At 72.5% G+C, this 21,293-nt stretch carries 18 protein-coding genes; 6 read left to right on the forward strand and 12 right to left on the reverse strand.

The genetic code is table 11. The features are described from left to right. Positions 1–30 precede the first annotated feature (30 nt). The gene (gene lysS, locus E4198_RS10625) at positions 31–1,785 is read right to left on the reverse strand and encodes a lysine--tRNA ligase (protein WP_136182936.1); all 1,755 of its coding nucleotides are present in this window, start codon (positions 1,783–1,785) and stop codon (positions 31–33) included. 143 nt (positions 1,786–1,928) lie between these two features. On the opposite strand from lysS, the gene argS reads away from it, so the two are divergent. The 3 genes from argS to E4198_RS10640 all read left to right on the forward strand — a co-directional run bounded on the left by argS (position 1,929) and on the right by E4198_RS10640 (position 5,634). Further along, the gene (gene argS / locus E4198_RS10630; protein WP_136182937.1) at positions 1,929–3,719 is read left to right on the forward strand and encodes an arginine--tRNA ligase; all 1,791 of its coding nucleotides are present in this window, start codon (positions 1,929–1,931) and stop codon (positions 3,717–3,719) included. A gap of 128 nt (positions 3,720–3,847) precedes the next feature. Continuing rightward, positions 3,848–4,090: a Uma2 family endonuclease gene (locus E4198_RS10635; protein WP_136182938.1), complete on the forward strand. Its 243-nt coding sequence runs from the start codon at positions 3,848–3,850 to the stop codon at positions 4,088–4,090. Between the two features lie 83 nt (positions 4,091–4,173). Further along, a complete protein-coding gene (locus E4198_RS10640; protein WP_136182939.1) occupies positions 4,174–5,634 on the forward strand; it encodes an FAD-binding protein in 1,461 nt (486 codons plus the stop codon). A gap of 88 nt (positions 5,635–5,722) precedes the next feature. Here the strand turns inward: E4198_RS10640 and E4198_RS10645 are convergent, their stop codons facing one another. The 9 genes from E4198_RS10645 to E4198_RS10685 all read right to left on the reverse strand — a co-directional run bounded on the left by E4198_RS10645 (position 5,723) and on the right by E4198_RS10685 (position 15,062). Further along, on the reverse strand, positions 5,723–6,682 hold the full coding sequence (locus E4198_RS10645; RefSeq protein WP_136182940.1) for a hypothetical protein: 960 nt from the start codon (positions 6,680–6,682) through the stop codon (positions 5,723–5,725). After that, on the reverse strand, positions 6,679–7,578 hold the full coding sequence (locus tag E4198_RS10650) for an ABC transporter ATP-binding protein (protein ID WP_136182941.1): 900 nt from the start codon (positions 7,576–7,578) through the stop codon (positions 6,679–6,681). The genes E4198_RS10645 and E4198_RS10650 overlap by 4 nt, the downstream gene beginning before the upstream one ends. Beyond that, positions 7,575–7,961: a GntR family transcriptional regulator gene (locus E4198_RS10655; protein WP_136182942.1), complete on the reverse strand. Its 387-nt coding sequence runs from the start codon at positions 7,959–7,961 to the stop codon at positions 7,575–7,577. The genes E4198_RS10650 and E4198_RS10655 overlap by 4 nt, the downstream gene beginning before the upstream one ends. Before the next feature lie 394 nt (positions 7,962–8,355). Continuing rightward, the gene (gene hemB, locus E4198_RS10660) at positions 8,356–9,375 is read right to left on the reverse strand and encodes a porphobilinogen synthase (RefSeq protein WP_136182943.1); all 1,020 of its coding nucleotides are present in this window, start codon (positions 9,373–9,375) and stop codon (positions 8,356–8,358) included. Further along, the gene (locus E4198_RS10665; RefSeq protein WP_136185309.1) at positions 9,372–11,012 is read right to left on the reverse strand and encodes a uroporphyrinogen-III synthase; all 1,641 of its coding nucleotides are present in this window, start codon (positions 11,010–11,012) and stop codon (positions 9,372–9,374) included. Before E4198_RS10665 ends, hemB begins: the two co-directional genes overlap by 4 nt. 110 nt (positions 11,013–11,122) lie before the next feature. Beyond that, positions 11,123–12,163: a hydroxymethylbilane synthase gene (gene hemC / locus E4198_RS10670; protein WP_136182944.1), complete on the reverse strand. Its 1,041-nt coding sequence runs from the start codon at positions 12,161–12,163 to the stop codon at positions 11,123–11,125. Beyond that, positions 12,160–13,707 (reverse strand): glutamyl-tRNA reductase, encoded by a 1,548-nt coding sequence (gene hemA / locus E4198_RS10675; RefSeq protein ID WP_136182945.1) that lies wholly within the window; start codon positions 13,705–13,707, stop codon positions 12,160–12,162. The genes hemC and hemA overlap by 4 nt, the downstream gene beginning before the upstream one ends. Then, positions 13,704–14,480 (reverse strand): redox-sensing transcriptional repressor Rex, encoded by a 777-nt coding sequence (locus tag E4198_RS10680; RefSeq protein WP_027764606.1) that lies wholly within the window; start codon positions 14,478–14,480, stop codon positions 13,704–13,706. The genes hemA and E4198_RS10680 overlap by 4 nt, the downstream gene beginning before the upstream one ends. A 345-nt stretch (positions 14,481–14,825) precedes the next feature. Beyond that, positions 14,826–15,062, reverse strand: a complete 237-nt coding sequence (locus E4198_RS10685; RefSeq protein ID WP_037790714.1) for a glutaredoxin family protein — start codon at positions 15,060–15,062, stop codon at positions 14,826–14,828. Between the two features lie 130 nt (positions 15,063–15,192). Between E4198_RS10685 and E4198_RS10690 the strand changes: the two genes are divergently transcribed. The 3 genes from E4198_RS10690 to E4198_RS10700 all read left to right on the forward strand — a co-directional run bounded on the left by E4198_RS10690 (position 15,193) and on the right by E4198_RS10700 (position 18,827). Continuing rightward, the gene (locus E4198_RS10690) at positions 15,193–16,110 is read left to right on the forward strand and encodes an HAD-IB family hydrolase (RefSeq protein WP_136182946.1); all 918 of its coding nucleotides are present in this window, start codon (positions 15,193–15,195) and stop codon (positions 16,108–16,110) included. A 449-nt stretch (positions 16,111–16,559) separates the two neighbouring features. Beyond that, on the forward strand, positions 16,560–17,417 hold the full coding sequence (locus E4198_RS10695; RefSeq protein ID WP_136182947.1) for an ECF subfamily RNA polymerase sigma factor, BldN family: 858 nt from the start codon (positions 16,560–16,562) through the stop codon (positions 17,415–17,417). A 204-nt stretch (positions 17,418–17,621) separates the two neighbouring features. Continuing rightward, the gene (locus E4198_RS10700) at positions 17,622–18,827 is read left to right on the forward strand and encodes a DUF5667 domain-containing protein (RefSeq protein WP_136182948.1); all 1,206 of its coding nucleotides are present in this window, start codon (positions 17,622–17,624) and stop codon (positions 18,825–18,827) included. 194 nt (positions 18,828–19,021) lie between these two features. On the opposite strand, the gene E4198_RS10705 is transcribed toward E4198_RS10700, so the two are convergent. Further along, positions 19,022–20,119 carry a lysophospholipid acyltransferase family protein gene (locus E4198_RS10705; protein ID WP_136182949.1) on the reverse strand — a complete coding sequence of 366 codons (1,098 nt, stop codon included), beginning with the start codon at positions 20,117–20,119 and terminating at the stop codon, positions 19,022–19,024. Beyond that, on the reverse strand, positions 20,112–21,188 hold the full coding sequence (locus E4198_RS10710; RefSeq protein ID WP_136182950.1) for an NAD-dependent epimerase/dehydratase family protein: 1,077 nt from the start codon (positions 21,186–21,188) through the stop codon (positions 20,112–20,114). Before E4198_RS10710 ends, E4198_RS10705 begins: the two co-directional genes overlap by 8 nt. Positions 21,189–21,293: the final 105 nt, after the last annotated feature.

Here is a 21,293-nt window from a genome sequence, read left to right on the forward strand (position 1 = left end):
GCCCTCGCGAGGGCGGTCAACGGGGAGGGTTCACGCCCCCAGCAGCTTGCGGACGCGGTCGGCGCCCACCGCCAGAAGCAGCGTCGGAAGCCTCGGCCCCGTCTCACGGCTCACCAGCAGCCGGTACAGCAGGGCGAAGAACGCCCGCTGGGCCACCTTCAGTTCGGGCGTCGGCTTGGCGTCCGGCGCCAGCCCGGCCCGTACCTTCGGCACGCCGTAGACCAGCGACGTGAGCCCGTCCAGCGACCAGTGCTCGTCCAGCCCGTCGAGCAGCAGCCGCAGCGACTCCCGCTGCTCCTCGTCCAGCGAGCCGAGCAGGTCGCCGTCGGGCTCGTCCCGCACCCGCGTGCGCTGGTCGGCCGGCACCTGGGTGGTGATCCAGCGCTCGGCGCGGTCCAGCCGCGGCCGGGTCTCGTCCAGGTCGCGTACGGGCTGCTCCGGGTCCAGCTCGCTCAGGATGCGGAGCGTCTGCTCCGCGTTCCCGGCGGTGACGTCGGCCACCGAGGCGAGCGTGCGGAAAGGCAGCGGCCGCGGCGTCGTGGGCAACGGGCCCGCAGCCGTGGTCGAGGCGCGCAGGTGCGCGGCGAGGTCCGCCGGCTGCGCGGAGCCGTCGGCGATCTTGCGGCCGAGCGCGTCCCACTCGTCGTAGGTGCGCTGGATCTCCTGGTCGAGCGCGATCTTGAACGCCTGATTCGGCTTGCGCCGCGCGTAGAGCCAGCGCAGCAGCGGCGCCTCCATGATCTCCAGCGCCTCGGACGGGGTCGGCACCCCGCCGCGCGAGCTGGACATCTTGGCCATGCCGCTGATGCCCACGAAGGCGTACATCGGGCCGATCGGCTGCTCTCCGCCGAAGATCTCCCGCACCAGCTGCCCGCCGACCACGAAGGACGAGCCGGGCGACTGGTGGTCGACGCCGCTGGGCTCGAAGGTCACGCCCTCGTAGGCCCAGCGCATCGGCCAGTCGACCTTCCAGACCAGCTTGCCGCGGTCGTACTCGCGCAGCAGCACCGTCTCGGTGTGCCCGCACTCGCAGACGTAGGTCAGCTCGGTGCTCTCGTCGTCGTACGCGGTGACCCGGGTCAGGTCGCGCGCGCAGACGCCGCAGTAGGGCTTGTACGGGTAGTAGGAGCCGGGGCCGGAGCCCGAGCCGTCGTCCTCGGCGGCCGCGCCGGAGCCCTCGGCCGCCTCGATCTCTGCCGCGTCCTTCGGCTTCTGCTGCTGCTTGCCCTTCTTGCCGCCGCCCTGGCCGCCCTGGCCGTTCTTGTCGAGGGTGCGGTAGCGGGCGAGCACGGCGTCGATGCGGGCGCGCTCGCGCATGGCGAAGAGGATCTGCTCGCGGTAGGCGCCGGAGGTGTACATCTCCGTCTGGCTGATGCCGCGGAACTCCACGCCCAGCTCGCCCAGCGCGTCGGACATGGCCGTGCGGAAGTGCTCGGCCCAGTTTCCGTACGGGCTGCCCTGCGGCGCGGGGACCGAGGTCAGCGGCTTGCCGATGTGCTCGCTCCACGATGCGTCGACGCCCGCGACACCGGCCGGCACCTTGCGGAAGCGGTCGTAGTCGTCCCACGAGATGATGTGCTCGCACGGCACGCCGCGCCGCTTGATCTCGTCCGCGACCAGGTGCGGGACCATCACCTCACGCAGATTGCCCAGGTGGATCGGCCCGGAAGGGCTGAGACCGGAGGCGCACACCACCGGTTTCCCGGGGGCGCGGCGCTCCGCTTCGGCGATGACGTCATCGGCGATACGGGAGACCCAGTCGGCCTCGGGGGTGGTCTGTGCCACGTCCGGTACTTCCTTCTCGTGTGTGCGTCGACAGGGGTGCGCACCCATTGTCCCATCCGGAAATCGGGTCGCGGGCCACGGTGGGCGCCGTGGGATACTGGTCGGCAATCCCTTTCCACGCCGACAGAACGGTGACCCACTCCATGGCCTCGGTCCAGTCCCTCTCCGCTGCGGTCCACCAGCGCCTCGCGGAAGCCCTCTCGGCGGCGGTGCCCGAGTCGGCGGACGCCGACCCGCTGCTGCGCCGAAGCGACCGGGCGGACTTCCAGGCCAACGGCATGCTGGCGCTCGCGAAGAAGCTCAAGGGCAATCCGCGGGAGCTGGCGTCCAAGGTCGTCGACGCGATCCCGGCGAACGACGAGATCAAGGAGATCGAGGTCTCCGGCCCCGGTTTCCTCAACATCACCGTCGCCGACGCGGCGCTGGTGCGGACCCTGGCGGCCCGGGCGGCGGACGACCGGCTCGGCGTGCCGTACAAGACCGACCCCGGCACCTCGGTCGTGGACTACGCACAGCCGAACGTCGCCAAGGAGATGCACGTCGGCCACCTGCGGTCGACGGTGATCGGCGATGCGGTGGTCAACCTGCTGGAGCACCGGGGCGAGAAGGTGGTCCGGCGGCACCACATCGGCGACTGGGGCACCCAGTTCGGCATGCTCACGCAATACCTCATCGAGCACCCGCACGAGCTGGACCACGCGTCGGACGCCGCGGCCGGCGACGGTGGTGCGGACGTCGAGGGCAACGCGGCGATGGCCCGGCTGAACCGGCTCTACAAGGCCTCCCGGGTGCTGTTCGACACCGACCCGGAGTTCAAGGAGCGGGCCCGGGACCGCCTGGTGAAGCTCCAGGGCGGCGACGCGCAGACCCTCGGCCTGTGGCACAAGATCGTCGACGAGTCGAAGATCTACTTCCAGGGCGTCTACGCACGGCTCGATGTCGAGATCGCCGACGAGGACGTCGTCGGCGAGAGCGCCTACAACGACGACCTGCAAGCCGTGGTGAAGGACCTCGAGGATTCGGGGGTCGCGGTGCGGTCGGAGGGCGCGCTGTGCGTGTTCTTCGACGACGTGAAGGGCCCGGACGGCACCCCCACGCCGCTGATCGTGCAGAAGTCCAACGGCGGCTTCGGCTACGCCGCGACCGACCTGGCCGCGATCCGGAACCGGATCGGCGACCTCAAGGCCGACACCCTCCTGTACGTCGTCGACGCGCGGCAGGCGCTGCACTTCCGGATGGTGTTCGAGACCGCGCAGCGGGCCGGCTGGCTGCCGGAGGGCGCGGCCCGGCAGCTGCCGTTCGGCACCGTGCTGGGCAAGGACGGCAAGCCGTTCAAGACCCGGGAGGGCGAGACCGTACGGCTGGTCGACCTGCTGGGCGAGGCGGTCGGCCGGGCGGCCGAGGTGGTCCGGGAGAAGAGCGAGAACCTGGGGCTGTCGGAGGCCGAGATCACCGAGCGGGCCTCCCAGGTGGGCGTCGGCGCGATCAAGTACGCCGACCTGTCCAACTCCATGACCCGCGACTACGTCTTCGACCTGGACCGGATGGTCTCGCTCAACGGCGACACCAGCGTGTACCTCCAGTACGCCTACGCACGAATCCGGTCCATCCTCCGGAAGGCGCCGGAGGGCGCCGAGCCCGTGGCGAGGGCGGAGCTGTCCCTGGAGCCGGCGGAGCGGGCACTCGCCCTGCATCTGGACGACTTCGCCGACACGGTCGCGGGCGCGGCGGACCTGTACGAGCCGCACAAGCTGGCGGCGTACCTGTACCAGCTCGCGTCGCTCTACACGACCTTTTACGACCAGTGCCCGGTCTTGAAGGCGGAGGGCGGCCCGGACCAGGTCGCCAACCGGCTGTTCCTCTGCGACCTCACGGCGCGGACGCTGCACCAGGGCATGGCCCTGCTCGGCATCCGCACACCCGAGCGCCTGTAGTACGCGCCTCCGCGCTCCTCCGATGGGGTGGTCCGTCTCCCGAGACCGACCACCCCACGGGTGTACTTGCGCCGTTTCGACCGGCATTATCGTTCCTGAGCTCGTCCTATGATCCGAGGTAAGGCTCGATGTCCCGCGAGGCAGAGAACTGGCACACCGACGTGCACCACAAGCCGGACGTCTACGCGGCTGCCGGGATTCCCCTGTACGTCGTCGGGGACCGGCGGCAGGATCAGGTCGTCGTCCACAGCGACCCTCACGACGGCCGCTGTCGCACACGCTCCGAGTACAAGGCGGGTCACACCTTCACGCTGCCCAGCCCGCGTGGCGGGGATGTCGAGTTCGAGGCCGACTCGTTCTTGCTGCGTTGAGGGAGCAGAAAGGCGCGCCGCCGCACCTCCCCGGTAGCATCCTCCGCGCTGACGTCACGTCACCGCCGCCGAGAGGATCGCGCATGCTGTCGAAGCCGCCCCGCCGTACCGTACTGAGAGGAGCGGCCGCCGCGGCCGTCGTCGTCGGGTTCGACCCGGCCGGACGCGCCTGGGCCGTCGAAGGGGACGGCGGGCCCTTCGACGAAGTACCGCCGCTGGACGGCACGTTGCTCACCGACGACGCGTCCCGCGCCGCCGCGGCCGACGACTACGGCCACATCGTGCGCCGCACACCCGCCGCCGTCCTGCGCCCCGGCTCCGTGGACGACATCGTGGCCATGGTCCGCTACTGCCGCCGCCACGGCATCGACGTCGCGCCGCGCGGCCAGGGCCACACCACGTTCGGCCAGGCCCAGGTGAAGAACGGCCTCGTCATCGAGACCACGCCACTCGCCGGCATCGGCCCGGTACGGGACGGCCGGGTGACCGTCGGCGCGGGAGTGCGCTGGTCGACGCTCGCCAAGGCCACCCTCGAACACGGCCTCACCCCTCCGGTCTTCACCGACTACCTCGAACTCTCCGTCGGCGGCACGCTCTCCGTCGGCGGCATCGGCGGCCAGACCCACGCGCACGGCGCCCAGGTCGACACCGTCACCGAACTGGAGGTCGTCACCGGCGCCGGGGAGTACGTGCGCTGCTCCCCCGACCGGCGGCGCGACCTGTTCGACGCGGTACGCGCCGGCCTCGGCCAGTGCGCGATCGTCGTCGGCGCGACGCTGCAACTGGTCACCGCGCCGGAGACGGTGCGGCACTTCCTGCTGCCGTACGACGACCTGCACACCTTCCTGGCGGACCAGCGCCGGCTGGTCGAGGAACGCCGCTTCGCCTACGTGGAGGGACAGGTCTCCGCCGACGACACGGGTGCCTTCCGCACCTACGTGCTGGAGGCCACGGCGTACGGCCCGCCGGCGGGGCCCTCACCGGACGACGAACTGCTGCTGCGCGGCCTCCGCCACGACCCCGACGGGGCCACGGCCGAGACGCTGGACTACTACGCCTTCATCGACCGGCTGGGCCCGGTCGTCGAACAGCTCAAGGAAGCCGGGCTCTGGGACGACGCCCACCCGTGGCTCAACCTGCTGCTCCCCGGCGAGGAAGCGGAACGCCTCGCCGGAGGCATCCTCGCCGGCCTCACCCCGGCGGACGTCGGCCCGGCGGGCGTCGTCCTGCTGTACCCCCTGCAGCGCGAGGAGCTGCGCACCCCGCTGCTGAAGATGCCGCGCGACCGCGTGCCGTACCTGCTCGCCGTGCTCCGCACCTGCCCGCCGGAGGACACCGCGACGGTCGACCGGCTGCTCGCCGCCAACCGCGACGCGTACGAGACGGTGCGCGACCGGGGCGGCAAGCAGTACCCCGTCGGCTCCGTCCCCTTCGGCCGCGACGACTGGCACGACCACTTCGGCCGCGCCTGGCCGTTCCTCGCGTCCGCACGCCGCCGCTACGACCCGGACGGCATCCTCGTCCCCGGCCAGGGCATCTTCTGACCCCGGTCCGCACGACGGCGGTGCGGGGTGCCGTCCCCCCTCCGGACGGCATCCCGCACCGGGTCACGGCCGCCTCACGGCAGGCACCTCACGGCAACCGCCTCCGCAGCAGCCAGAACGCGGCCGCTGTCAGCCCCGCGGCCAGCCCCAGCACGATGCCGGTCTCCACCAGCTGCAACGGCCAGTAGTGCGACGGGGGGTGAACGGTCGCGAAGGCGTCCGCGTCGTACTGCCGCAGGCATTCGTTGCGGTCGAAGTCCGGTCGGTAGATCGCGGCGCACCGTTCGTGGGAGAAGCGCTCGCCGGAGGGCGTGATCCCACCGCTGTCGATGATCTGCGAGCGGCTGGGGATCTGGAGGAGTCGCGGAGGCGTGGCGGTGAGCAGCACCTTCGGCCAGAGATGGACGCGGTACACCGCGCCGAGAATCAAGGTCAGCCCTGTGGCTCCCACTGCGGCGGCGAGCGCGGGCAGCGTGCGGCGGAGCAGTAGGCCGGCGACGGCCCCGGTGGCCAGGGCCAGGAGGGCGTACGCGGTGCCGGTGGGTCCGGTGGCGAGGTAGGGGTTGTTGTCGTGCCACTCCGCAGCGAGGTCGGGCAGTCCGGCAAAGCGGATCAGGAGCGTCAGCGCAACCGTGCCCGTGACGAGGAGCAGGGCGGAAAACGTCAGCTTTGCGGCAAGCCAGCGGAGCGGTGAAACCGACTGGGTCCAGGCCAGTGCGGCGGTGCCGTTCTCCATTTCCCGCCCGACGAGTGCGGCCCCGGCGAAGGCGGCGACGACCAGCGGCAACAAGGCGAGGCTGCCGTGGGCGAGGCCCATGAGGTAGCGGTACCGCTGCTCCGGGTCCACATCCCTCTCACAGAGGCGGCTGGTGCCCTCACAGTGTTCTGCCGCGGCGGCCAGCACGTCGGACCCGTAGTAGTGAAGAGAGACGAGCAGGGCGGCCGCGACCACCACGGCGCCAAGGTAGATCCCCGCGACCAGCCGGTGCGTAGTCAGCACCGACCAGCCGAGGCCGCGGGGGCGGAGCCCTCTGGGCAGGGCGGTCATGCCGTGGCCTCTTGCGGCGCCGGCGCGGTGTCGGCGGTGAGCAGCGGCTCCGCCGCCGGGTTCCGCAGGTGCGCGAGGATCAGCTCCTCCAGCGTGGGCTGCTCGACCTGCCAGTCGCCGTCCAGGACACCGCGCGATCGCACGAGGGCCGTGCTGCCCCGGCCAGTGGGCCGCTGCTCCACGACGAGATGAGGACCGAAGTCGGGCCCCCGGCCCGTCAGCAGCACGTGGGCGGCGAGGAGGTCGTCGACCGGGCCGGCGAGGCGGACGCGGCCGCCGCCGAGCAGCAGCAGGTGGTCGCAGGCGTTCTCCAGTTCCGCGACCACGTGGGAGGACATGACGACCGTCGTGCCGTGATCGGTGGCCTCCGCGAGCAGGGCGCCCGCGAGTTCGTGGCGGGCGAGCGGGTCGAGGTCGGCCATCGGCTCGTCCAGCAGCATGAGTTCGGCCCGCTTGCCCACGGCCAGGGCGAGGGCGACCCGGGTGCGTTGTCCGCCGGAGAGGCGGCGGATCCTCGCACCGGGTTCGAGTCCGCTCGCGTACGCGATCCGCTCGGCGGCCCCGGCGTCCCAGCGGCGGGAATTCAGCTCCGCGCCGAAGCGCAGCGTCTCGGCCACCGTCAACTGCGGGTGCAGCGGCTTGTTCTGCGCGACGTAGGCCACGCGCTCCCGCACGGCGGCCGGAGCGCCGCCGAGGACCCGTACGGTGCCCTCGGCCGGGCGCAGCAGCCCGGCGGCGAGCTTCAGCAATGTCGACTTGCCGGTGCCGTTCGGCCCGACGAGCGCGCAGATGCGTCCGGCGGGCAGCCGGAACGAACAACCGTCCAGCACCATCCCCTTCCGGCTGTACCGCATCCCCAGCCCGGCCGCCTCCAGGGCGACCCCGTCCTGACTCATCCGTCCTCCTCGGGAAACTCCCGGTCCAGTACGGCCGCGAAGAGCGCGGCCACGTCCTCTCGTTCGAGTCCGGCGCGCCGGGCTCGTCGCGTCCAGTCGGCCAGCTCCACGGCGTACGGGGAGTCGGCAGGCGCGCTGCCGAGGGACCTCCGCACGAACGTGCCGAGTCCGCGCCGGGCCTCGACCAGCCCTTCGCGCTCCAGCTCGCGGTACGCCTTGAGCACCGTGTTCGGGTTCAACGCCGTAGCCTCGACGACCTCCCGCGCGGTCGGCAGCTTGTCGCCGGGCTCCAGGAGGCCCAGCCGCAGCGCCTGCTGCACCTGCCGCACGATCTGCACGTACGTGGCGACGCCGCTGCGCCGGTCGATCCGGAACTCGACCACGCCAGCACCACCCTTTCACTAATTAAGTAGTGAAAGGGTGGTGCACGAGGGCACCGCTGTCAACTTCCGTTGTGGAAGGGAACCCACGACCGGCGCCCCACGTCCCGGACCCCGTGGGAGGAGACAGCTCGGACCAGGCGGTGCTCGGATGCCTCGGCACGCGCGCCGGTACGGCTGCGGGCGGGGGCGTGGCAGCTCTCCGACGCCGCGCGCCGGTACTGCGGCTCCTACCCGGAGCACGGCTGGCGGGGCCTGCACCCCGGAGGGCCGGCGCTGCCCGCGTCCCTGGTCGCCGGGGCGCAGGTCCTGGTCCTCCTGGCGCTGCGGGGCGCGACATCGGCGCACGCACGGGCCGGGCGGGCCGTGGGCGGGGCCGGGCAGCGCGCGGCGGCGCTCAGCGCTGGGCGCGCAGCAGCTTCGCGGCCTCGACGGCCCAGTAGGTGAGGATCACACCCGCGCCGGCGCGGGTGAAGGACGTCAGCGTCTCCAGGATCGCCGCGTCGCGGTCGATCCAGCCCTTCTCCGCAGCGGCCTCGACCATCGCGTACTCGCCGGAGATCTGGTACACGCCCACCGGAACGTCCGCGCTCTCGGCAAAGTCGCGAAGAATGTCCAGGTAGGGCAGGCCCGGTTTGACCATCACCATGTCGGCGCCCTCGGCGAGGTCCAGGGACAACTCGCGTCGCGCCTCGCGGGCGTTGCCCGCCGGATCCTGCTGGTAGGTCTTCCGGTCGCCCTTCAGCGAGGAGTCCACGGCCTCCCGGAAGGGCCCGTAGAACGCGGAGGAGTACTTCGCCGTGTAGGCGAAGAGCGCCACGTCCGTGTGCCCGGCCGCGTCCAGCGCAGCGCGGGCGTGACCGACCTGGCCGTCCATCATGCCGCTCGGCCCGAGCATGTGGGCGCCCGCGTCGGCCTGCACGCGGGCCATCTCGGCGTACCGCTCCAGCGTCGCGTCGTTGTCCACCCGGCCCTGCGCGTCGAGGACGCCGCAGTGCCCGTGGTCGGTGAACTCGTCCAGGCACAGGTCGGACATCAGGACCAGGTCGTCGCCGACCTCGGAGCGGACGTCCCGCAGCGCCTGCTGGAGAATGCCGTCCGGGTCGGTGCCCTGCGAGCCGACCGCATCCTTGACCAGCGGAACGCCGAACAGCATCAGCCCGCCGACGCCGGCCTCGACGGCCTCCACGGCGGCCTTCCGCAGGGTGTCCCGCGTGTGCTGGACGACGCCCGGCATCGAGGAGACCGGGACCGGCTCGCTGATGCCCTCCCGCACGAAGGCGGGCAGGATCAGGTCGGACGGCCGGGTGCGGTGCTCCGCGACCATGCGGCGCAGGGCCGGTGTGGTGCGGAGCCGCCGCGGCCGGGCGGCGGGGAAGGCGCCGTGGCCGGACGGCGTGCGGTGCGAAGCGTTCACGAGGTGCGAGCCCTTCTTCGCTGCGGCCGCTTCTCGCTGGGCCGCTTCACGGGGTCGCCCGCCTCGATCTGCGCGGCCCGGCGCTGCGCGCCGAAGTCCGCCAGCGCCTCGGCGAGCTTGTGGACCGACGGCTCGGGCGACAGGACGTCCACACGCAGCCCGTGCTCCTCGGCGGTCTTCGCCGTGGCGGGGCCGATGCAGGCGATCACGGTGACGTTGTGCGGCTTGCCCGCGATGCCGACCAGGTTCCGGACAGTGGAGGACGAGGTGAAGAGCACCGCGTCGAACCCGCCGCCCTTGATCGCCTCACGAGTGGTGGCCGGCGGCGGCGAGGCGCGCACCGTGCGGTACGCGGTCACGTCGTCGACCTCCCAGCCGAGTTCGATCAGCCCGGCGACGAGCGTCTCGGTGGCGATATCGGCACGCGGCAGGAAGACGCGGTCGATCGGGTCGAACACCGGGTCGTACGGCGGCCAGTCCTCCAGCAGCCCGGCGGCGGACTGCTCGCCGCTGGGCACCAGGTCCGGCTTCACGCCGAAGTCGACCAGCGCCTTGGCGGTCTGCTCGCCGACGGCGGCGACCTTGATCCCGGCGAAGGCCCGCGCGTCCAGCCCGTACTCCTCGAACTTCTCCCGCACCGCCTTCACGGCGTTGAAGGAGGTGAACGCGATCCACTCGTACCGGCCGGTGACCAGGCCCTTCACGGCCCGCTCCATCTGCTGCGGGGTGCGCGGCGGCTCCACGGCGATGGTCGGCACCTCGGCGGGCACCGCGCCGTACGAACGGAGCTGGTCGGAGAGCGAGGCGGCCTGCTCCTTGGTGCGCGGCACCAGGACCTGCCAGCCGAACAGCGGCTTGGACTCGAACCAGGCCAGCCGGTCCCGCTGCGCGGGCGCGCTGCGCTCGCCGACCACGGCTATCACCGGCTGCGCGCCGTCCGCCGCGGGCAGCACCTTCGCCGACTTCAGGGTCTGCTGGAGGGTGCCAAGGGTGGCACTCCAGGTGCGCTGACGGGTGGTGGTGCCGGCGATGGTCACCGAGACCGGGGTGTCCGGCTTGCGCCCGGCGGCGACGAGTTCGCCGGCGGTGCCGGTCACCGTCTCCAGAGTGCTGGAGACGACCACGGTGGAATCGCTGGAGCCGAGCTCGGTCCAGCATCTCGCGTCGGCGGTCGCCGCGTCGACGAACCGCACGTCGGCGCCGTGCTCGTCGCGCAGCGGCACACCGGCGTAGGCGGGCACGCCGACCGCGTTAGCGATGCCCGGCACCACCTCGAAGGTGATGCCCTCGTCGGCGCAGGCGAGCATCTCCCGGGCGGCGTCGGCGTCCAGCCCCGGGTCACCCGCGACGGCACGTACGACCCGCTTGCCGCTGCGTGCGGCCGCCATGACAACATGTGCCCAATCGCCTGCGCTGTCGGGGGAGTTGGGACCCTCGTGTGTCCCGGAACCGTCGTCCACCGCGCGCAGCGGGGTGTCCACGCCTGCCCGCGCATGGGTGCGCACGATGTCGTGCACCTGCGGGTCGGCGACGAGCACGTCGGCGTGCGACAGCGCCTCGACGGCGCGCAGCGTGAGCAGTCCCGGGTCCCCGGGGCCGGCACCGAGGAAGGTGACGTGCCCGTGGGCTCCGTACAGGTGCGGGGCCGCTGCGGGAGCGACGGCCTGGGCGGGCGCCGGTGCGGCGGCCGCCGCGGTGGTCGGCGACGCCGTGCTGCGGTCGGCCGGCGTCTTGGCGGTGGTGGGGCTCAAAGTGCTCGCTCCCCCATCAGACCGGCCGCACCCTTGGCGAGCATCTCGTCGGCGAGTCGGCGCCCCATCCTCTGCGGGGTCGCTCTGTCGTCGGCGGACGCCGGTGCGGGACCGGTGGTGGACAGCTGCACCAGCGTCTTGCCGTCGGTGGTGCCGACGACGCCACGCAGGCGCATTTCGGTGACGGTCCGCCCGTCGCCCGGAAGGTCCGCGAGCGCCCCGACGGGTGCGCTGCAGCCGGCCTCCAGGGCGGCGAGCAGGGTGCGCTCGGCGGTCACGGCGGCCCGCGTGTGCGGGTCGTCGAGCTCGACGAGCTGCGCGGCGAGGAGTACGTCGGTCGCGACGCACTCGACGGCCAGTGCCCCCTGGCCGGGGGCGGGAAGTACGGTGTCCGGGGAGAGCAGTTCGGTGACCTCGTCGGCCCGTCCGACCCGGTTCAGCCCCGCGGCGGCGAGCACGACCGCGTCGAGCTCGCCCGAGCGCACGTACCCGATCCGCGTGTCGATATTCCCCCGGATCGGCACCGTTTCGATCACGACGCCCAGCGCCCGCGCCCAGGCCTCCAGCTGCGCCATGCGGCGCGGCGATCCGGTGCCGATGCGCGCCGGGCGGCCCGCGCGCTCGCCGCTGCGGGCGAGCTGCTCGAAGTCAAGGCCGTCGCGGGCGATGAGCGCGTCGCGCGGGTCCTCGCGAACCGGGATGGCCGCCAGGTGCAGCTCCTCGGGCTGGCTGGTGGGCAGGTCCTTCAGCGAGTGGACGGCGAAGTCGATCTCGCCGCGCAGCAGCGCGTCGCGCAGCGCGGTGACGAACACGCCGGTACCGCCGATCTGCGCCAGGTGTTCACGGCTGGTGTCGCCGTAGGTGGTGATCTGCACCAGTTCGACCGGGCGGCCGGTGAGCCGGCGCACGGCCTCCGCGACCTGCTCGGACTGGGCCATCGCCAGCTTGCTGCGACGGGTGCCCAGCCGGAGGGCGCCGGCGTCGAGGCCGGCGTCCGGGCCGGTGCCGGGGCCGCCGTGGGTGGGGCCGGTGCTCATTGCCGCTCCTGTTCCGGGTTGCTGACCGCGGCGACGGCCTGCGGGTCGAGGTCGAAGAGCTCGCGAAGGGCGTCGGCGTACCCGGCGCCGCCAGGCTCGCCGGCGAGCTGCTTGACCCGTACGGTCGGCGCGTGCAGGAGCTTGTCCACGACACGCCGGACGGTCTGGGTGATCTCTGCGCGCTGCTTGTCGTCGAGACCCGGGAGCCTGCCGTCGAGGCGCGTCATCTCGGCGGCGACCACGTCGGAGGCCATGGCGCGCAGCGCGACGACCGTGGGGGTGATGACGGCGGCCCGCTGGGCGGCGCCGAAGGCGGCGACCTCCTCGGCGACGATGCCGCGCGCGGCATCGACGTCGGAGGCCATGGGGGCGTCGGCGGCGGCCTCGGCCAGCGATTCGATGTCGACCAGGCGCACGTCGTCGAGCCGGTGCACGGCCGCGTCCACGTCCCGCGGCATGGCGAGGTCCAGCACTCCGACGATCCGCCGCCCACCCGGGCCTGGGCCGGCGTCCCCGGCCGCCGCACCGTGCGCGGCGTCCCGTGCCCCGTCGCGCGCGGCGAGCGCGGCGCGGACATCGTCGGCCGTCAGCACGATCCCGGTCGCACCGGTGCAGGACACCACGATGTCGGCGTACGGCAGCTCCGCGTGGATCTCCTCCACGGCCACGGCCCGCGCGGCGAAGCGGCGGGGTGGGGCGTCGCCTGCGTAATCTCCGGTGCCACCGGCCTCCGCTTCGGTACACAGCCCGCGGCCGGAAGCCTCCGCCCCCACGGACGGGCCCGCGCCGAGGGACCCGGGCTGCACGTCCGCGAGCCCGGCGAAGCCGTACTCGTCGGCGAGGCTCGCAGCGAGGCGCTGCGCGCGGGACACGGTGCGGTTGACGATCACCAGTTCGGTGACACCACAGCGCGCGAGCGTGGTCGCGGCCAGCGAGGACATCGAGCCCGCGCCGATCACCAGCGCGCGCCGGCCGGCGATCCAGCGGGCCACGTCGTCCTCCGCCCCGGATGCCGCCAGCGAGACGAGCGTCTCCAGGCCGAAGGTGACCAGGGACTGTCCCGCCCGGTCGATGCCGGTCTCGGTGTGGGCGCGCTTGCCCACCCGCAGCGCCTGCTGGAAAAGGTCGTTGAGCAGCCGCCCGGCGGTGTGCTCGTCCTGCGCGACGGCGAGGGCGTCCTTGATCTGGCCGAGGACCTGGCCCTCGCCGACGACCATCGAGTCCAGCCCGCACGCCACCGAGAACAGGTGGTGCACGGCACGGTCCTCGTAGTGCACGTACAGATAGGGCGTCAGCTCGTCCAGCGCGACGCCGCTGTGCCGGGCCAGCATGGTGGACAGTTCGGCGACACCGGCGTGGAACTTGTCGACGTCCGCGTACAGCTCCAGCCGGTTGCACGTGGCGAGCACCGCCGCCTCGGCGGCGGGCTCGGTGCCGACCGTGTCGTGCAGCAACTTGCCGCGCGTAGACGCCTCGAGCGCGACACGCTCGAGGACGCTGACCGGGGCGCTGCGGTGACTCAGCCCGACGACGAGGAGACTCATGCCGGCATCACGGCGGGCACGTCCCCGTCAGGTCCCGAGTCGGGCCGCTTCGTCACCGCGGCGGCCGGCGGTGCCGCGGGCGGCGCCGTCTCCTCCAGCGGCGCCTCCTCGCCGGCCTTGCGCTGCTCGTGGAAGGCGAGGATCTGCAGCTCTATGGACAGGTCCACCTTGCGCACGTCGACGCCCTCGGGAACCGAGAGCACGGTGGGCGCGAAGTTGAGGATGGAGGTCACCCCGGCCGCGACGAGCCGGTCGCACACCTGCTGCGCCGCACCTGCGGGGGTGGCGATGACGCCGATGGAGACGCCGTTCTCCGCGATGATCTTCTCGAGTTCGTCGCTGTGCTCGACCGGGATGCCGGCGACCGTGCGACCGGTCAGGGCGGGGTCGGCGTCGATGAGCGAGGCGACGCGGAATCCCCTGGAGGCGAAGCCGCCGTAGTTCGCGAGCGCGGCGCCGAGGTTGCCGATACCGACGATGACGACCGGCCAGTCCTGAGTGAGGCCCAACTCGCGGGAGATCTGGTAGACGAGGTATTCGACGTCGTAGCCGACACCACGAGTGCCGTAGGAGCCGAGGTAGGAGAAGTCCTTGCGCAGCTTCGCCGAGTTGACCCCTGCCGCCGCGGCCAGCTCCTCGGAGGAGACCGTGGGCACCGAACGCTCCGAGAGCGCGGTCAGTGCGCGCAGATACAGCGGCAGACGGGCAACGGTGGCCTCGGGAATCCCTCGGCTCGCTCTCGTCGCCGGTCGGTGGTTTCGGCTGGTTGCCACGGTGCTCCTGCCGGTTGCGCGAAGCGGTGAGCGGCCGTACGCCGGGTGCGTCGCGTACGTCGCTGCGCACGTTCCCGGACCGCTCCGTCGCGCCCAGGCTATGCCTTTGTGAACGCGTGCACAAAGATGGTGTCCGTTTTGCCCTGGCAACGTGACCGGTGCCACACGCACCAAGGGGGACACGCGTCACACTCCTCACGTATACGCCCCCCGACGGCAAAACGACGTCGATGATAGTCGAATTCCAGCCGATTCCGGGCACCCGAGCCACCAGCCTACCGGCCGGTAGAACCTCCGCCGACCATGTGCGGGGCCGCACCCCTCCGGATGCGGCCCGGCCGCACATCAGCCGGCCAGCGCCCGCCGCAGGCGCTCCGGGTCGACGCGCCAGAAGTCGTGCTGCGCGCCGTCGACCAGCACCACCGGGATCTGCTCCCAGTACGCGCGGTACAGCTCCTGGTCCTGGTTGATGTCCTTCTCCTCCCAGACGGCACCCGTCTCGGCGCAGACCCGGTCGATCGTGTCCCGCGCGACGTCGCACAGGTGACAGCCGGGCTTTCCGATCAGCGTCACGGTCTTCATGCCCCCATTGTCCAGCCACCCGGACCGCGTCCCGCACGCGCGTGCGGGACGTACGGCCGTCCTGATGCCGTACGGCGAGCCGACATCCGTCCGTAACGGACCGCTGCCCCGGACTGGCTATGCTCGCCGTATGCCTCTTCCCTCCTGGCTCACCCGGCCCGAGCGGGCCGCGACCGCGCGCAGCGTCCTCGCGGGCGAGGCAGCCGCGGAGGCCGCACGGAAGCAGGAGGCGGCAGCGCCCGAGCCGCCCGCGGCACCGGAGTTCCCGGTCGCCGGCGACACCCGCGCCGCCGCGTTCTTCGACCTGGACAACACGGTCATGCAGGGCGCCGCCCTCTTCCACTTCGGCCGCGGACTGTACAAGCGGCGCTTCTTCGAGAAGCGCGAGCTCGCCCGCTTCGCCTGGCAGCAGGCGTACTTCCGGCTGGCCGGCGCGGAGAACGCCGGACACATGCAGGACGCCCGCGACAGCGCACTCTCCATCGTCAAGGGCCACCGGGTCAGCGAACTGATGGAGATCGGCGAGGAGATCTACGACGAGTACATGGCCGGCCGCATCTGGCCCGGCACCCGCGCGCTGGCACAGGCCCACCTGGACGCCGGTCAGCGGGTGTGGCTGGTAACCGCCGCCCCGGTGGAGACCGCGACCATCATCGCCCGACGCCTCGGCCTGACGGGCGCACTGGGCACGGTCGCCGAATCGGTGGACGGCGTCTACACCGGCCGTCTGGTCGGTGAACCGCTGCACGGCCCGGCCAAGGCGGAGGCGGTGCGTGCGCTGGCCGTCGCCGAGGACCTGGAACTGGAGCGCTGCGCGGCGTACAGCGACTCGGCGAACGACATCCCGATGCTGTCGCTCGTCGGCCATCCGTACGCGATCAATCCGGACAGCTCGCTGCGCGCCCACGCCGCCCGGGAGGGCTGGCGGTTGCGCGACTACCGCACCGGACGGAAGGCCGCGAAGATCGGCATCCCGGCCGCCGCGGGCGTGGGCGCCGTGGCCGGCGGCACCGCCGCCGCGCTGGCCATCCACCGCCGGCGCCGCTGAACCGGGCCCCTGAGCCGCGCCACGGGCACGGGGCGTCCGGGTGGTGGGCCGTCCGACGGTGCGGGCCGTTCGGGCCGTCGTACACCGGGCCGAACGGTCAGCCACCGATCAGCGGCGCGAAAACGGCAGACCGTGACGCGCGTCGCAGGCGCATCCCGCCGTCTTACCCCCACCTGCGCTCCCCCAGACATGACTCTGACACTCGGTCAGAAACGGTCATAGAAGCATCAGATTTCGCCTATCAAGTGATCACCATGTCACTCGCGTTCGAATACTTCTCGACTCCCAACCCGTAACAGAACAGACCGAATCGACGATTTCAGCAACTAGGCGTAGCACTGCCTGTACGAAGCGTTATTCTCCTCAGACGCCTGCGAAACCTCTCCGCCCCTGACCGGGCGAATCGGTCCCGCAGTGCACGTGATGGAAGCTCTGCCTCTGGGAGTCCCGTGTACCCACACGTCGGGGTTGACGCCTCGGGCCTGGCTACGCTGCGCACCTCGGTCGTCGACCGACTGCGCACGATCGTCCCCACCGCGTACGCCGTGCCCGCCCTCGCCGCAGCCGCACCTGTCCCCGCACGCCCCTGCTACGCACTGGCCGACAGCACCGCCACAGGCGCTGCGGCCGGCCCCCGGGTCGCCGGCAGACGGCGCGGCGCCTCCGGCACCGGAACGGCCACCCGGGGTTCCTCCGGCGCCGCGACCCGCGGCGCCTCCGGTACCGCGACCCGCCGACGGCCCGCCGTCGGCGACACCGAGGCCCGCCGCATGATGGACCTGGTCGAGCGCGCCCAGAACGGAGAGGCCGACGCCTTCGGCCGGCTCTACGACCAGTACAGCGACACCGTCTACCGGTACATCTACTACCGCGTCGGCGGCCGGGCCACAGCCGAGGACCTGACCAGCGAGACGTTCCTGCGGGCGCTGCGCCGGATCGGCACCTTCACCTGGCAGGGCCGCGACTTCGGCGCCTGGCTGGTGACCATCGCCCGGAATCTGGTCGCCGACCACTTCAAGTCCAGCCGGTTCCGGCTGGAGGTGACCACCGGGGAGATGCTCGACGCCAACGAGGTCGAGCGCAGCCCGGAGGACTCCGTGCTGGAGCGACTGTCCAACGACGCCCTGATCGACGCGGTGCGCCGGCTCAACCCGCAGCAGCAGGAGTGCGTCACGCTCCGGTTCCTGCACGGGCTCACCGTCGCCGAGACCGCGCGCATCATGGGCAAGAACGAGGGGGCGATCAAGACCCTCCAGTACCGGGCGGTCCGGACCCTGGCCCGCCTGATGCCCGAAGACGTTAGATGACCACAGGTGACACGCCATGCGCTCGCGGTCACATCATCGTGACTCCGTAACCCGTCCGGCGCTCGGATCGTTGGGGGGAATGCAGACTCCCCGCAGCGGCGACACGCCGACCCGCGTTCACTCGATCGGGTGTACGCGCACAGGCGGCGCAACCCACCCCCTGCCGCGGGGAGTCCACCGTGCTGATGAGAGGAGGTGCCGCCCGTGATCGGATCCGTATCGACGAGCCGGCGGGCACACGCCTTCGCCGAAGCCGTGGACGAGCACGACCGCGGGATCGGCGAGGTAGCGGCTGACGGCGACCACGAGCAGGCGCAGCTGCTCGCCCTGGCGGACGGGCTCGGCTCGCTGCCGAGACCCGAGATGGACCCGGAGGTGAAAACCGTCCAACGGGCCCAGCTCGTCGCGGCCATGGAGGCCGCCGTCGCGGAGGGCACCCTCGGCGCCGGCGACGGCCTCGTCCCCCGGCAGCGCAGCGCCCAGCGCGGCAAGGGAGCCCACCGCGCCACCGGCTCCGGACCGTTCGGCCTGTTCCGGCCCACCTCGCGGCTCGGCAAGGGTCTCGCAGCCGGCGGGCTCAGCGTCGGCGTGGCCGCCTCAGCCCTCGGCGGAGTCGCCGCGGCCAGCACCGACGCCCTCCCCGGCGACACGCTGTACGGCCTCAAGCGCGGCATGGAGGACCTGCGGCTCGACCTCGCCGACGACGACGCCGACCGCGGCCTCCTCTACCTCGACCACGCCTCCACCCGGATGCGCGAGGCACGCCGCCTGGTCGAACAGGACCGCACCGGGAACCTCGACCACGAGGCGCTCGCCGACATCCGCCGCGCGCTCTCCGGCGTCAGCCACGACGCGGGAGAGGGCCACCGCCTGCTCAGCGCCGCGTACGAGCGGGACGGCGGCATCGGCGTCATGCAGTCCCTCTCCACCTTCACCCAGGACCACCGCGTCCGGTGGGCGGAGCTGCGCGGACGACTGCCCGTGCAGCTGTCGGACGTCGAGGAAGAGGTCACCGAGGTCTTCACCGCCATAGAGCACGAGGTCGAGCCGCTGCGCGCACTCTTCCCCGACCCGCCGGTGGAGTCCGGACCGGCGCAGAGGAACGCACCCGGCGGGGAACAGCGGGGAGCCGACCGCTCAGGGAGTCCCTCCGCGGAGTCCTCGCAGGGCGAGCGGCGGGACCGCGACTCCGAGGGCGACCGCCCCCGGCCGTCCGGATCGTCCTCGCAGCAGGACGACGGCCTGCTCGACGACGGCCTGCTCGACGAGCCGTCTTCCGGTCCGAGCAAGGACAGCTCCCGTCCCGGCTCCGGCCGCGACGGCGGAGAACGCCCCGGGCCGGACATCACCCTCCCGCCACTGGTCCCGGACGTGCTGCCCGGCCTCGGCGTGGAGACCCGCGACGACTGAACCCCGTCACCGCAGAAGAGGCGGGGCGACGGCCGATCCCCACACCGGCCGCCGCCCCGCCTCCTTGGTATCACCGACACCCCCGTCAGCTGAACACTGTCCGACGACGCAAGACGGTCACGATCGGAGGAAGACCCGCTCCGGACGACCCCGCCGGCCCGGCTGGACACCGGCCGCCGCGACACCCGGCCCCGTCAGAAGAACACCGACCGCCGCCCCACCAGCAGCTTGTACAACGTGTGCTGGATGGTCTCCCGGACCTGATCGGTCAGGTTGAACGTGAGCATGGGGTCGTCCGCCGCCTCCGGCGCGTACCCGTCGGTCGGGATGGGCTCGCCGAACTGGATCGTCCACTTCGTCGGCAGAGGCACCGCCCCCAGCGGGCCCAGCCACGGGAACGTCGGCGTGAGGGGAAAGTACGGGAAGCCGAACAGACGGGCGAGCGTCCGGGAGTTGCCGATCATCGGGTAGATCTCCTCCGCCCCCACGATCGAGCACGGCACGATCGGCGCGCCCGCCCTGAGCGCCGTGGACACGAACCCGCCCCGCCCGAACCGCTGCAACTTGTACCGCTCGGCGAACGGCTTGCCGATGCCCTTGAAACCCTCCGGCATGACGCCGACCACCTCCCCGCGCCCGAGCAGCGCCGCCGCGTCCTCCGCGCACGCCAGCGTGTGCCCGGCCTTCCGCGCGAGCTGGCTGACCACCGGCAGCAGGAACACCAGATCGGCCGCGAGCAGCCGCAGGGCACGGTCGGCCGGATGGTGGTCGTGGACCGCGACCTGGAGCATCAGGCCGTCCAGCGGCAGCGTCCCGGAGTGATTGGCGACGACCAGGGCCCCGCCCTCCGCCGGGATGTTCTCGATACCCCGGACGTCCACCCGGAAGTACTTCTCGAAGACCGGCCGGAGCAGCGACATCAGCACCTGGTCGGTGAGCTCCGCGTCGTAACCGAACTCGTCGACCTCGTACGCGCCGGTCAGCCGGCGGCGCAGGAACGCCAGCCCGCGGGCGGCCCGCTGCTCCCACACACCGTCGGCGGGCGGCCCCGGGGCTTCCGCGGCCGGCTCCGGTCCTTCGTGCCCGGCGCCGCTGTCGTGCCCCTCGGCCTGGTGGGGCAGCGGCACCAGAGGCGCGCCGTCGGACTCCCTCCCGCCCGACCGGTCCGACCGGGCCGGCCGGGCCGGCCGGGGCCGGGTGCGGCCACCCTGCCGGCCCGTGCCGCTGCCGTGCCGGCGGTCACGCTCACGGTCGCGGTCGTCGTCGAACGGGATCACTTTCGCGTCACCCATGGTGGTGCGGCTCCTCCTCGTTCCGGGCCCGCGCCTGGTCGGGGGCGAGCTGTGCGGCGACACGGTCGACGGCGCGGCCGACACCCGCCGGCGGCAGCAGCCCCGGCGGGCGGCTGCGGGCGAACGCGAGCAGCGCGTCCGCCGTGCTGTGCCGCGGCTCGAATCCCAGCAGCTCCCGCATCTGCGCCGTACGGACCACCCGTCCGTGGGTGAGCATGCGGACCTGTTCCGGCGAGAGGTCGGAGGCCCCCACCGACCTCAGCAGCGAGCCGCCCCAGCGGAGTGCGGGCAGCGGTATCGGCACCGTGGGGCGACCGAGCCGCCGGGCGCACTGGGACAGCAGCAGCACCCCGTCGCCGGCGATGTTGAACGTGCCCGCGTTGTACGTGCCCCGGGTCGGCTCCCCCGCAGCCCTGCGCAGCACCTCGACGGCGTCGTCCTCGTGCACGAACTGCAGCCGCGGATCGTAGCCGAGCACCGTCGGCAGCACCGGCAGCGAGAAGTAACCGCTCATCGGCGAGTCGACGGTCGGCCCGAGCACGTGCGCGAAGCGCAGCACGGTCACGGACACGTCCGGGCGGCGGCGGGCGAAGCCCCGCGCGTACCCCTCGACCTCCACCACGTCCTTGGCGAAGCCGCCGCTGGGCAGCGCCTTCGGCGACGTCGCCTCGTCGAACACCGCGGGGTCGCGCGGCGCCGACCCGTACACGCCGGTACTGGACTTCAGCACCAGCCGCCGCACCGACGGAGCCTTCTGGCACGCACCGAGCAGCTGCATGGTGCCGATGACGTTGGTCTCCTTGAGCGCCCCCACGCTTCCGCGCGGCTGCAGCGGCGTCGCGTTGACGTCCAGATGCACGACGGTGTCCACGCCGTGCTCGGCCAGCACCGTGCCGATCACCGGCTGGCGCAGGTCGGCCTGGACGAAGGTCGCGCCTCCCAGGTGGTGGGCGGGTCGGACCGCGTCCACACCGATTACCCGGTCGACGTCGGCCTCCCGCTGCACACGCCGCACGAACCGGCCCGCCAGTTGCCGGGCGACTCCGGTGACGAGTACCACCCTGCCCACGTGATCTCCCTGTCGTCGACCGTCGCGACCCGCACACACCGTCCGCCGCGCCCGTGCGGGGGCGCACACGCCCCGGGCCCGCGCTGGGGACAGCAGACCACAAAA

Source organism: Streptomyces sp. RKND-216, assembly GCF_004795255.1.
Taxonomy (GTDB): domain Bacteria; phylum Actinomycetota; class Actinomycetes; order Streptomycetales; family Streptomycetaceae; genus Streptomyces; species Streptomyces hazeniae.

Bases quoted from the DNA above. Each gene is read 5' to 3' on its own strand.
- E4198_RS10645 (WP_136182940.1), bottom strand. From the start codon at position 6,682: ATGACCGCCCTGCCCAGAGGGCTCCGCCCCCGCGGCCTCGGCTGGTCG.
- E4198_RS10650 (WP_136182941.1), bottom strand. From the start codon at position 7,578: ATGAGTCAGGACGGGGTCGCCCTGGAGGCGGCCGGGCTGGGGATGCGG.
- E4198_RS10705 (WP_136182949.1), bottom strand. From the start codon at position 20,119: ATGGGTGACGCGAAAGTGATCCCGTTCGACGACGACCGCGACCGTGAG.
- hemA (WP_136182945.1), bottom strand. From the start codon at position 13,707: ATGAGTCTCCTCGTCGTCGGGCTGAGTCACCGCAGCGCCCCGGTCAGC.
- E4198_RS10685 (WP_037790714.1), bottom strand. From the start codon at position 15,062: ATGAAGACCGTGACGCTGATCGGAAAGCCCGGCTGTCACCTGTGCGAC.
- E4198_RS10690 (WP_136182946.1), top strand. From the start codon at position 15,193: ATGCCTCTTCCCTCCTGGCTCACCCGGCCCGAGCGGGCCGCGACCGCG.
- E4198_RS10640 (WP_136182939.1), top strand. From the start codon at position 4,174: ATGCTGTCGAAGCCGCCCCGCCGTACCGTACTGAGAGGAGCGGCCGCC.
- argS (WP_136182937.1), top strand. From the start codon at position 1,929: ATGGCCTCGGTCCAGTCCCTCTCCGCTGCGGTCCACCAGCGCCTCGCG.
- hemC (WP_136182944.1), bottom strand. From the start codon at position 12,163: ATGAGCACCGGCCCCACCCACGGCGGCCCCGGCACCGGCCCGGACGCC.
- E4198_RS10635 (WP_136182938.1), top strand. From the start codon at position 3,848: ATGTCCCGCGAGGCAGAGAACTGGCACACCGACGTGCACCACAAGCCG.